Raw genomic sequence first — 12,413 nt, forward strand, 5'->3', positions numbered from 1 at the left:
ATCCTGATCTTCCGGCCCAAAGGCCTCTTGGGTACACGGGAGGGATAAACAAATGAGCAACCACACACAATCCAAACCTTTCAACACAGGCCGATGGCTGGTCTGGGGCCTGTTTGCACTGGTGCTGGCGGTGGCGCCCTTGCTGTTCACCGGGGGTCTCGGCCTGACCGTGCTGTCGCAGATGGGCATTGCCATCATTGCCTGCCTTTCCTACAACATGCTGTTGGGGCAGGGCGGTATGCTGAGCTTTGGCCATGCCGTGTACACCGGTCTGGGTGCTTTTGTAGCCATCCACGCGCTCAACGCCGTGTCGGGCGGTTCTTTACCCATCCCCGTGTCTGCCGTGCCTCTGGTAGGCGGAATCGCGGGCATGGGCTTTGCCGCACTGTTTGGTTATGTCACCACGCGCAAATCGGGTACTACTTTCGCCATGATTACTCTGGGCCTGGGCGAACTGGTATTTGCCATGTCGCTGATGGTCCCTGAATTCTTCGGCGGTGAGGGTGGCGTCTCGGGCAACCGTGTCATGGGCAGTCCTTTTATGGGTATCACTTACGGGCCTGCCATTCAGGTGTATTACCTGATTGCGGTCTACACCTTTCTGTCGGTTGTGGCCATGTTTGCATTCACGCGCACACCCCTGGGCCGCATGCTCAATGCGGTGCGGGACAACCCCGAACGTGTCGAGTTTGTGGGTTACAACACGCAGCGCATACGTTACACGGCTTTCATCATTGCGGGCTTCTTTGCCGGTATTTCCGGTGGCTTGGGCGCCCTGAACTTCGAGATCGTGACGGCTGAGGTGGTCCACGCTGCGCGGTCGGGTGCTTATTTGCTGTTCACATTCCTGGGCGGCGCGACCTTCTTCTTCGGCCCCATCATTGGCGCGGTATTGATGGTGCTCGCGTTTGTGCTGTTCAGTGAGTTCACCAAGGCGTGGCTGCTCTACCTGGGCCTGATCTTTTTGTTCATGGTGATGTATGCCCCGGGAGGCATTGCCAGTCTGATCATGATGAATCTGCGCGTGGCCATGTTTGGCAAACTGCGCGGGCTGGCGCTGAACTATCTTGCGCTGGCTGTTACCGGCCTGGTTGCATTGACCGGAGCGGCCGCCATGATTGAGATGACCTACCACCTGCAGCTTAGCTCTTCACAGGGCCCAGACATTGCATTCATGGGGTTGCTGCTCAATACCACCGGCCTGGAGTCCTGGCTGGGCGCGGCGGTGGTTTTGGCTATTGGTTTGGTATTGTTTGAAATGGCGCGTCGCCGGTTTGCACAGAAGTGGGAAGGTATACAGGCCTTCATAGAGAAACAAGTAAACAAGGAGGACGCGCAATGACCGCAGCACCGGATTCTTTCGCGCTGGAACTGAAGGACTTGCGCAAGAGCTTTGGCAAGACCGAGATCATTCGCGGTGTCAACCTCGCTGTGCGCCACGGGGAGCGTGTAGCTGTCATTGGGCCGAACGGCGCAGGCAAATCCACACTGTTCAACTTGATCAGCGGCCGCTTTGGCGCCACCAGTGGCGATGTACTGCTCAACGGCACGGTAATCAACGGCCTGAAGCCCTATGAGATCAACCGCCTGGGCCTCTCCCGCAGCTTCCAGATCACGAATATCTTTCCCAAATTGAGTGTGTTTGAGAACCTGCGCTGCAGCGTGCTGTGGAGCATGGGCTACAAATACAGCTTCTTTCGCTTCCTGGCCAGCCTGCATGACGCCAATGCGCGGGCCAACGAGCTGCTGAAGATGATTCAACTGGACAAGAAGCACGACGTGCTGGCGATGAACCTGACCTACGCCGAACAGCGGGCACTGGAGATTGGCATCACCATCGGTGGCGGAGCCAATGTGATCCTGCTGGACGAACCCACGGCCGGCATGAGCCGTAGCGAAACGACCCGTTTCATTGCGCTGATCAAGCAAGTGACGGAAGGCAAAACCCTGCTGACCGTTGAGCATGACATGGGCGTGGTGTTCGGACTGGCCGACAAAATTGCGGTGGTGGTGTACGGCGAGGTTATCGCTTTTGACACCCCCGACGCGGTGCGGGCCAATCCGCAGGTGCAGGAAGCGTATCTGGGCTCTGCGGTTGCTGACGCGCAAGCGGGAGGACACTGATCGTGTTAAAAGTTTCAAATTTGCATGCCTACTATGGCAAGAGCCATGTTCTGCACGGCGTGGACATGGAGGTCAACGCTGGCGAGATCGTGGCCTTGCTGGGGCGCAACGGCTCGGGCCGCTCCACGACGGCCAAGGCCATCATGGGCCTGGTCGATTGCCAGGGATCAGTCCTGTGGAAGGGCAAAGAAGCCTTGGGCAAAAAGACCTTTGAAATCGCCCACCTGGGTTTGGGCTATGTGCCCGAGAGCCGCGACATCTTCCCCAAGCTAACCGTCCACCAAAACCTGTTGCTGGGCCAGAAGCGGGGCCAAAAGAACCCGCGCTGGTCGTTTGACGACATGTACAAGATGTTCCCACGCTTGAAGGAGCGTGAGCATACCGAGGCGGGTGTACTGTCCGGTGGCGAGCAGCAGATGCTGACGCTGTGCCGCACGCTGATGGGCGACCCTGACCTCATCATCATCGACGAGCCCACCGAAGGCCTGGCGCCCAAGATCGTGGAATTGGTAGCGGAATATTTGAAAGAGCTGCGCAAACGCGGCGTCTCTGTGCTGCTGATCGAGCAAAAGCTGACCATTGCGATGCAGATTTCAGACCGCTGCTTCGTCATGGGCCATGGCAGCATTGTTTTTGAAGGCACGCCCGAGCAACTGCGCAACAACACCGAAATCCGCAAGGAGTGGTTGGAAGTATGACCCCAACAGTCGCCCACCGTGTGCGGCCCCCCCCCATTTGTCCCAACCGTGACAAGACCGCTTCCAGCGACCGCAAAACCCCCTACAATTTAAAACGAACGATCGTTCTATTTTGAATGTTCCACTTTCTACCTTGAGGAATGCAAGCATGACCGCCCAATACCAAGTCCATGGTGACGTCGCCATCATTACGCTCGACAACCCCCCCGTAAACGGCTTGGGTCTGTCCACCCGCCAGGGAATTGCTGACGGCATGGCCAAGGCTAACGCCGATGCGGCGGTCAAGTCCATCATCATCACCGGCGCTGGCAAGGCCTTCTCGGGTGGTGCCGATATCAAGGAATTTGGCAAGCCCACCGCCATGCAGGAGCCCAACCTGAACAGTGTGATTGGTGTGCTGGAGAGTTCTGCCAAGCCCGTTATCGGCGCTATCCACACCGTGGTCATGGGTGGTGGTTTGGAGCTGGCTTTGGGTTGCCACTACCGCATCGCGGCACCCGGCACCAGCGTTGCGCTGCCCGAAGTCAAACTGGGTCTGTTACCCGGCGCTGGTGGCACACAGCGCCTGCCCCGCGTGCTGGGCGTTGAGCCAGCGTTAAACATGATCGTCAGCGGAGAGCCCATCAAGGCAGAAATGCTGGCTATGCTGCCCGGCCAAAAACTGTTCGACAAGATGGCCGCATCTCCCGAGAGCTTGGCTGAAGAAGCGCTGGCTTTTGCCCGTTCTGTGGCCGATGTACGTCCACTGCCGCTGGTCCGTGACATGAAGTGCAAGCACCCGCAGGGCGATGCCTACTTCCAATTTGCCCGCAACATGGTCAAAGGGATGTCTAAAAACTTCCCGGCGCCTGCCAAGTGCGTGGATGCTGTCGAAGCTGCCACCAAGAAGAAGTTTGACGAAGGCATGGCGATCGAGCGCGATATCTTTGTCAATCTGATGTGGACGGCCGAAAGCAAATCCCTGCGCCACCTGTTCCTGGCCGAGCGTGCTGCATCAAAAATCCCCGATGTCCCCGCAGATACTGCACAACGTGCTATCAACTCCATAGCGGTTATCGGTGCCGGCACCATGGGCGGCGGCATTGCCATGAACTTCTTGAACGCCGGCATTCCCGTCAAGATGCTGGAGATGAAGCAGGAAGCGCTGGACCGTGGCGTAGCCACCATCCGCAAGAACTACGAAGCCCAAGTCAAGAAGGGCAAGCTAAAAACAGACAAGTACGACCAGCGTATGAGCCTGCTGACTACTACGCTGAGCTACGACGACCTGAACGGCACCGATATGGTGATTGAGGCGGTGTTCGAAGAGATTGGCGTCAAGGAAGCCGTGTTCAAGGAACTGGACCGCGTCATGAAGCCCGGCGCCATTTTGGCGTCCAACACATCCACATTGGACGTGGACAAGATCGCATCCTTCACGAAGCGTCCACAAGATGTGGTCGGCCTGCATTTCTTCAGCCCTGCCAACGTGATGAAGCTGCTGGAAGTGGTGCGCGGCAAAGAGACTGCCAAAGACGTGATGGCCACCGTGATGTCGGTCGCCAAGAAAATCAAGAAAACCGCCGTGGTATCCGGCGTCTGCGATGGTTTCATCGGCAACCGCATGATCGAGCAATACGGCCGCCAAGGTGGTTTCTTGCTGGACGAAGGCTGCACGCCAGCCCAGGTCGACAAGGCCATGGAAAAATTTGGTATGGCCATGGGGCCATTCCGCATGGGAGATCTGGCCGGCAACGACATTGGTTGGGCCATCCGCAAGCGCCGCTACTCCGAGAAGCCTGACATGAAGTACAGCAAGACCGCAGACTTGCTGTGCGAAAAAGGCCGCTTTGGCCAGAAGGTAGGCAAGGGCTGGTACGACTATGTCGAAGGCAAGCGCGATGCCATCCCCAACGCTGAAGTGGTCACCATGATTGAAGAGCACCGCAAGGCGCTGGGCATCACACCGCGCAAGATTTCGGACGAAGAAATCGTGCAACGCCTAGTGTTCAGCCTGGTGAATGAGGCCGCCCACATCCTGGAAGAGGGCATTGCCAACAAGGCCAGCGATATCGACATCGTCTACATCTTTGGCTATGGCTTCCCTGCACACCGCGGTGGACCCATGAACTACGCCGACCAGGTGGGCTTGTTCAACGTGGTGCAAGCCATGAACCGTTTTGCGCAGAACCCGCTGGACGATGCCAAATTCTGGAAGCCAGCGCCCTTGCTGGCCAAGCTGGCAGCAGAAGGAAAGTCCTTCAACTAAGTCAGCCTCGTGATCAAAAGGATTCTCTTGGGCGTGCTGGCCATCGTGCTGCTGTTGGCAGCTGCGTTGACCATCAACACACTGCGCAAAGGCTCGCGCCAGATGGAGGTTGCGCCATTGGCTGCGATCGCCGTCGACGAGGTGGGTGCTTCTGCGCGCCTGGGCGAAGCGGTGCGTTTGCGCACCATTTCTTCCCGAGAGGATGCCAGCCTGAATGCCGACCAGTTCACGCAATTCCATGCGTTACTGCAAACCAAATTTCCCAAAGTCCACGCTACGCTCAAACGTGAAGTGGTCGCGGATCTGAGCCTGCTCTACACCTGGGAAGGCAGCAACCCCAAGGCCGAACCGATTTTGTTCCTGGCCCACCAGGACGTGGTGCCGGTCGCGTCCGGTACCGAAGGAGATTGGCAGGTACCGCCGTTCTCAGGCGAGGTGAAGGATGGCTTCGTATGGGGCCGCGGCTCGTGGGACGACAAGGGCAACCTGATGTCGCAGCTGGAAGCAGTAGAGATGCTGCTAACTGCCGGCTACAAACCCGAGCGCACGGTCTACTTTGCGTTCGGTGCCGATGAAGAGGTCACCGGTGCCCGCGGCGCGGCGAAGATTGCCGCGGTGCTGGCTGAGCGCAAGGTGCATGTGGGCTTCGTCATTGACGAAGGCTTGCTCGTGCTGGAAGGCGTGATGCCGGGCATCGCCAAACCCACTGCATTGATTGGTGTGGCAGAAAAAGGCTACATGTCGGTCGTGCTGAAGATGTCGGCGACACCAGGCCACTCGTCGATGCCACCGAAAAAAGGCACCAGCGCCATTGGCATGATGAGTGCCGCGCTGAAGCGCCTGGACGATGAGCAACTGCCCGGTGGCATCCGCGGCGTAGCCGGGGAAATGTTTGACACCATGGCACCCGAGATGGGTGGCTTTTCCCGCGTCGCTTTATCCAACCTTTGGTTGTTTGGCACGGTGGTGCAAAAACAGCTGGAAGGTGCAGCCAGCACCAACGCCATGTTGCGCACCACTACCGCACTGACCATTGTCAACGCGGGCAACAAGGAAAACGTGGTGCCCGGTCGTGCCGAGGCCACGGTCAACTTCCGTATCCTGCCCGGTGATACCAAAGAACAAGTTTTGGAGCACGTGCGCAGCCAGGTCACGCAGGCAGTCGGGGCAGACAAGTTTGAGTTGTTTGCATTGCCCGGCGCTGTGGATGCCTCTAAGGTAGCCCCTACCGATTCGGCCCAGTACAAGCTGCTGAACAAGACTGTGCGTGAAGTATTTCCGGATGCCTTGGTGGCGCCCGGCCTGATGGTAGCGGCGACCGATTCCGTCCACTACAGCGCCATCAGCGACCACATTTTCAAATTCTCGCCGATCCGTGCCAACGCAGAAGATCTGAAGCGCTTCCACGGCACGAACGAACGCCTAAACACCAAGCATTACGCCGACGCGATCCGTTTCTACCACCGACTGCTGAGCGAGGCCGCCCGGTCCGCGCAGCCCTGAACCCCCATTTTTTTTGAAGAAGAGGAATCCAATATGACTTCCGCAGTAATCGTATCCACCGCACGCACCCCCTTGGCCAAGAGCTGGAAGGGCGCTTTCAACATGACACACGGCGCCACGCTGGCTGGCCACGCCGTCGAGCATGCCATCCAACGCGCCGGCATTGAAGCCGGTGAGGTGGACGACGTCATCATGGGCTGCGCCACACCCGAAGGCGCAACCGGCGCCAACATCGCACGCCAGGCCGCACTGCGCGCCGGCTGCCCCGTCACCGTGTCGGGCATGACCATCAACCGTTTTTGCTCGTCCGGGCTGCAGACCATTGCAACCGCCGCGCAGCGCATCATCGCCGATGAGGGCGACATCTATGTGGCCGGTGGTGTGGAAGCGATCTCCTGCGTGCAGCAGGAGATGAACACCCACATGATGACCGACCCCTGGTTGGTGAAGAACAAGCCAGAGATCTACTGGAACATGCTGCAGACCGCCGAGAACGTGGCCAAGCGCTACAACATCGGCCGCGAGGTCATGGACGAATACGGTGCAGCCAGCCAGCAACGCGCTACCGCCGCGCTGGAGGCTGGTCTGTTCAAGGCCGAGATCGCCCCGATCACCGTCACCATGGGTGTGGCCGACAAGGTCATGGGCCTGATGACCAAGCAAGTCACCGTCAGTGACGACGAAGGCATCCGTGCCGGCACCACCTATGACGGCATCAAGGGCCTGCGCTCTGCCGTTCCCGGTGGTTTGATCACTGCAGGCAACGCCAGCCAGTTCTCCGATGGCGGCGGTGCCGTGGTCGTCATGCACGAGAAGATTGCCGAGCAAAAGGGTCTGAAGCCCCTGGGCCGCTTCCTGGGCTTTGCCGTGGCGGGCTGTGAGCCAGACGAAATGGGCATTGGCCCCGTCTTCGCTATCCCCAAGGTGCTGAAGCGCCTGGGCCTGTCGGTCAGCGACATTGACCTGTGGGAACTGAACGAAGCCTTTGCCGTGCAGGTCATCTACTGCCGCGACAAGCTGAGCATTCCCGCTGACAAGCTCAACGTGAATGGCGGCGCCATTGCTGTGGGCCACCCTTACGGCGTATCCGGCCAACGCCTGACTGGTCATGCGCTGATCGAAGGCAAGCGCCGTGGCGCCAAGCGTGTCTGCGTGACCATGTGTATTGGTGGTGGCATGGGTGCCGCTGGGGTTTTTGAAGTGCTGTAACCCTGCGCGGTTCACGCCCAGCGAAGTTGCCTCTGGTGTGAAGCACCAGGGGCGTTTTTTTTGGGCGCATGGATACACTCCCCGGGTATCTCCCACCTGGCACCTGCGTGCAGACGAAGCGCGGACTTTGATGGCCAAGTTCGCACACCCAGCGATCCTACTTCTTGAAGGCTGCAATGAAAGTTCTGCAATCGGTATTGGTGTGCGCCGCCTTGTCGGCCTGCGCAGACGCTCCGGTATCGCCCACCAAACCGGGTACGCCCGCGGACGCTATCGCCGCCAGGCCTGCGCCCGACTTGGTGCAAACCTATGCTGATTTACGGGCTGCTGGCGGTCGCGTGTTCACGCTGAACCCGAAAACATCCAGCCTGCGCATGTACGCTTTCCGTGCGGGCAAGGCTGCCAAGTTTGGCCACAACCATGTGCTGTCGGCGCCAGAGTTTCAGGGCTTCTTTAGCCTGTCGCCCGAGGGCCCTGCGGCTTCACGCTTTGACTTGGTGTTCCGTTTGGACCAGATGGCGCTGGACGATCCGCAGCACCGCGTTGCGCTGGGGCCCGCATTTGCCTCCGCGATCTCCGACGAAGACCGCGCCAGCACGCGCAACAACATGCTGGGCGACAACAACCTGCAGGCAGCACGCTTTCCTGCGCTGCGCATCCGGTCGCTGCAGATTGTCGGGGAGGTGCCCAAGTTCGCGGCAAAGATTGCGCTGGAGTTGCACGGCCAGGCGCGCGAGCTGTGGCTGCCGCTGACCGTGACGGGCCTGCCCGAAAAGCTGACGGTGCAGGGCGCGTTGGTGCTCAAACAATCGGACTTTGGCATCAAGCCTTTCTCGGTTTTCGGCGGCCTACTCGCCGTACAGGACGAAGTCGTAGTTGAATTCACGCTTTCGGGCGACGCGCCGTAAGCGCTTCGAGGTAGCGCTGCAGGCACCAGAAGCCTGGTTCCATAAATCGCTATAAGTTTAGTAGCGGCTTACGCTCGCCCCACGAGGGCTGCAGGCCGAAAAGGCTACTAACTACTTGGCGGCAGGGCAGTTGCACACTGGGTTGCCCTTGTCAAAGATGATGCGCCAGGTGTTAGGGCCTTCACGGCGCCAGATGGACGTGAAACTGGCAAACACCTTCCCGTCCGGATCTGCCACGGGCCCCGAACTGATGGCCAGGTCGCCAGCGTCCAGCACCTCCACCTCTTTGGGCTCCCACGAGAAAGGGGCCTTGGGCTCAACATACAACTTGGCCCAAAAATCCACAACCGCCTGTTTGCCATGCAACGGCGTGGGGCCAGAGAAGAATACGGTGTCGGTGGCGATAAAGCTGGCGAAGGCTTTGTGGTCGCGATCGGCCATGGTCTTGGCAAACGCTCGCTCGGTCGCCATTACCTGTTCGCGGGCGCTGGCTGCGCCCGTTGCAGGGGGTGTGCTTGTCGTTGCACAACCGGTGATCCACAGACACAAAAGCAGGGCGGCGCTGGTCTTCATCAGGGTCTCCAATCAGGTCAAAACAGTGTAGCGAGTTCCCGACAGGCCGATCCAGTGCTTTGGCCCATTTCGAAAACGGTGGCACAATCCGCAGCGTAACTAGGCCCTTCCCCCGCCACAGTCGCATCCGCCAAACGGTTCAGCCGTGCCGCGGAAGGTTAATCAAAACAGCTTTAACCAGCTAATGTTTCCTGCAGGGAAACGGAGGTCAGCGGAATATGAGTGAATCAACGTCGCAGAAGACGAGTCCAGAGTCTGTCTACAGCGCTTACGCAAGCAATACGTACCTCTTCGGTGGCAATGCGCCATACGTCGAAGAGATGTACGAAAACTACCTCGCCAACCCCGGCAGCGTGCCCGACACGTGGCGCGATTATTTTGACGCCCTGCAGCACGTTCCCGCAGTGGACGGCACCAACGCACGCGACGTACCCCATCTGCCCGTTGTCAACGCTTTTGCCGAGCGCGCCAAGCAGGGCGGTACCAAGGTGGTCATGGCCACCGGCGCCGACTCTGAGATGGGGCGCAAACGCACCGCCGTCCAGCAACTGATCGCCGCTTACCGAAACGTGGGCGCCCGTTGGGCCGACTTGGACCCGCTCAAGCGCACCGAGCGTGCCAACATCCCTGAGCTGGAGCTGTCGTTTTATGGTTTCAGCGACGCGGATCAGGAAACGGTTTTCAACACCAGCAACACCTTCTTCGGCCGCGACTCCATGAGTCTGCGTGATCTGATGAATGCCCTGCGTGAAACCTACTGCGGCACCATCGGCGCCGAGTACATGTACACCACGGACCAGAACCAGAAACGCTGGTGGCAGGAAAAGCTGGAAACCATTCGCAGCAAGCCCCACCTCAGCAAAGAGAAGAAACTGCACATCCTGGACCGCCTGACCGCGGCCGAAGGGCTGGAGCGATTCCTGCACACCAAATACGTGGGCCAGAAGCGTTTCTCGCTGGAAGGCGGCGAAAGCTTTATCGCCTCCATGGACGAGCTGATCCAGACCGGTGGAACCATAGGTTTGCAGGAAATTGTGATCGGCATGGCCCACCGCGGTCGTTTGAACGTGCTGGTCAACTCGCTGGGCAAAGTGCCCGCCGACCTGTTTGCCGAGTTTGACCATACCGCCCCCGAAGATCTGCCCAGCGGGGACGTGAAATACCACCAGGGCTTCAGCTCCGATGTGACCACCCCCGGCGGTCCGGTGCATTTGACGCTGGCGTTCAACCCCTCACATCTGGAAATCGTCAACCCCGTGGTCGAAGGCTCGGTGCGTGCCCGCATGGACCGCCGCGGCGACCCCAAGGGTCTGCAAGTGCTGCCGGTACTGGTGCACGGGGACGCCGCTTTTGCAGGCCAGGGCGTGGTCATGGAAACTTTGGCGTTGGCCGAAACCCGTGGCTACACCACCGGCGGCACGGTCCATATCGTCATCAACAACCAGATCGGCTTCACCACCAGCGACCCGCGCGACAGCCGCTCTACGCTGTATTGCTCCGACGTCGTCAAGATGATCGAAGCGCCGGTGCTGCACGTCAACGGTGATGACCCCGAAGCCGTGGTGCTGTGCACCCAGCTGGCGCTTGAGTACCGCATGGCCTTCCAGAAGGACGTCGTGGTCGACATCATCTGCTTCCGCAAACTGGGCCACAACGAGCAAGACACCCCCGCGCTGACCCAGCCGCTGATGTACAAGAAGATTGCCCAGCACCCCGGCACGCGCAAGCTGTATGCCGACAAGCTGGCCCTGCAGGGCTTTGGCGAGACGCTGGGCGAAGACATGGTCAAGGCCATGCGCGCTGCCTTGGATGCCGGCAAGAACACCTTCAACCCAGTGCTGACCAACTTCAAGAGCAAGTACGCCGTGGACTGGGCTCCCTTCGTCGGCAAGAAGTGGACCGATGCCGGTGATACCGCCATCCCCCTGACCGAGTGGAAGCGCCTGGCCGAACGGTTGACCTCCATCCCGGCCAACATCACACCGCACTCTCTGGTGAAGAAGGTGTATGACGACCGCGCCGCCATGGGCCGCGGCGAGATCCCTGTCGACTGGGGCATGGGCGAGAGCATGGCCTTTGCGTCCCTGGTGGCCAGCGGCTATGCCGTGCGCCTGTCCGGCGAAGACTGCGGCCGCGGCACCTTCACCCACCGCCACTCGGTGATACACGACCAGAACCGTGAAAAGTTCGACGTTGGTACCTACACGCCGCTGGAAAACATCACACCCAACCAGGCACCGTTTGTGGTCATCGACTCCATCCTGTCCGAAGAGGCGGTGCTGGCGTTTGAATACGGCTACGCCTCCAACGATCCCAATACCTGCGTGATCTGGGAAGCCCAGTTTGGCGACTTCGCCAATGGCGCCCAGGTGGTGATCGACCAGTTCATCGCCTCCGGCGAAGTGAAGTGGGGCCGCGTCAACGGCATCACGCTGATGCTGCCACACGGCTATGAAGGCCAAGGCCCTGAGCACAGCTCGGCACGCCTGGAGCGTTTCATGCAGTTGAGTGCGGACACCAATATGCAGGTGGTGCAACCCACCACGGCCAGCCAGATCTTCCACCTGTTGCGCCGCCAGATGGTGCGCAACCTGCGCAAGCCGCTGGTCATCATGACGCCCAAGTCGCTGCTGCGGGCCAAGGATGCCGCGTCGCCGCTGTCCGAGTTCACCAAAGGCTTCTTCCAGACGGTGATCCCAGAGAACAAGGAGCTCAAGGGCGATAAGGTCAAGCGCGTGCTGGCCTGCTCCGGCAAGGTGTATTACGACTTGGTCAAGAAGCGCGAAGAAAAGGGCCTGGACGATGTGGCCATCATCCGCGTCGAGCAGCTGTACCCCTTCCCGCACAAGGCATTTGCGACGGAACTGAAGAAGTACCCCAATGCGACCGACATCGTGTGGTGCCAGGACGAACCGCAGAACCAGGGCGCCTGGTTCTTCATCCAGCACAACATCCACGAAAACATGGCCGATGGCCAGCGCCTGGGTTACTCCGGCCGTGCGGCTTCTGCCTCGCCGGCAGTGGGCTACTCAGACCTGCACCAGCAGCAGCAAAAGGCATTGGTAGAGGGCGCGTTTGGCAAGCTCAAGGGCTTTATTTTGACCAAATAACCCAGCAGTACCCATACGCAATCAACACATTACGGAAAGA

General features: G+C 59.5%; 9 protein-coding genes. 8 read left to right on the forward strand and 1 reads right to left on the reverse strand.

Translation table 11 applies throughout. The annotated features are described in order from the left end of the window. Positions 1-52 precede the first annotated feature (52 nt). The 7 genes from AC097P_RS15270 (at position 53) to AC097P_RS15300 (ending at position 8,690) form a co-directional block, all read left to right on the forward strand. Positions 53-1,342 (forward strand): branched-chain amino acid ABC transporter permease, encoded by a 1,290-nt coding sequence (locus AC097P_RS15270; protein ID WP_479611285.1) that lies wholly within the window; start codon positions 53-55, stop codon positions 1,340-1,342. Beyond that, entirely contained in the window at positions 1,339-2,124 is a 786-nt protein-coding gene (locus AC097P_RS15275) for an ABC transporter ATP-binding protein (protein ID WP_479611286.1), read from the forward strand. Before AC097P_RS15270 ends, AC097P_RS15275 begins: the two co-directional genes overlap by 4 nt. A 2-nt stretch (positions 2,125-2,126) precedes the next feature. Further along, the gene (locus tag AC097P_RS15280) at positions 2,127-2,822 is read left to right on the forward strand and encodes an ABC transporter ATP-binding protein (RefSeq protein WP_479611287.1); all 696 of its coding nucleotides are present in this window, start codon (positions 2,127-2,129) and stop codon (positions 2,820-2,822) included. 148 nt (positions 2,823-2,970) lie between these two features. Beyond that, the gene (locus AC097P_RS15285; protein ID WP_479611288.1) at positions 2,971-5,070 is read left to right on the forward strand and encodes a 3-hydroxyacyl-CoA dehydrogenase NAD-binding domain-containing protein; all 2,100 of its coding nucleotides are present in this window, start codon (positions 2,971-2,973) and stop codon (positions 5,068-5,070) included. Positions 5,071-5,079: 9 nt separating this feature from the next. After that, positions 5,080-6,573, forward strand: a complete 1,494-nt coding sequence (locus tag AC097P_RS15290) for a M20 family peptidase (protein ID WP_479611289.1) — start codon at positions 5,080-5,082, stop codon at positions 6,571-6,573. A 33-nt stretch (positions 6,574-6,606) separates the two neighbouring features. After that, the gene (locus tag AC097P_RS15295; RefSeq protein ID WP_479611290.1) at positions 6,607-7,782 is read left to right on the forward strand and encodes an acetyl-CoA C-acyltransferase; all 1,176 of its coding nucleotides are present in this window, start codon (positions 6,607-6,609) and stop codon (positions 7,780-7,782) included. 176 nt (positions 7,783-7,958) lie between these two features. Continuing rightward, on the forward strand, positions 7,959-8,690 hold the full coding sequence (locus tag AC097P_RS15300) for a YceI family protein (protein ID WP_479611291.1): 732 nt from the start codon (positions 7,959-7,961) through the stop codon (positions 8,688-8,690). Positions 8,691-8,801: 111 nt separating this feature from the next. On the opposite strand, the gene AC097P_RS15305 is transcribed toward AC097P_RS15300, so the two are convergent. Further along, entirely contained in the window at positions 8,802-9,263 is a 462-nt protein-coding gene (locus tag AC097P_RS15305; protein WP_479611292.1) for a YybH family protein, read from the reverse strand. A gap of 218 nt (positions 9,264-9,481) precedes the next feature. Here AC097P_RS15305 and AC097P_RS15310 point away from each other — a divergent pair, with 218 nt between their 5' ends. Further along, complete coding sequence (locus AC097P_RS15310) at positions 9,482-12,373, forward strand: 2-oxoglutarate dehydrogenase E1 component (RefSeq protein ID WP_479611293.1); 2,892 nt, start codon at positions 9,482-9,484, stop codon at positions 12,371-12,373. Positions 12,374-12,413 lie beyond the last annotated feature (40 nt).

Source organism: Rhodoferax sp. ZS1R8, from assembly GCF_056521325.1.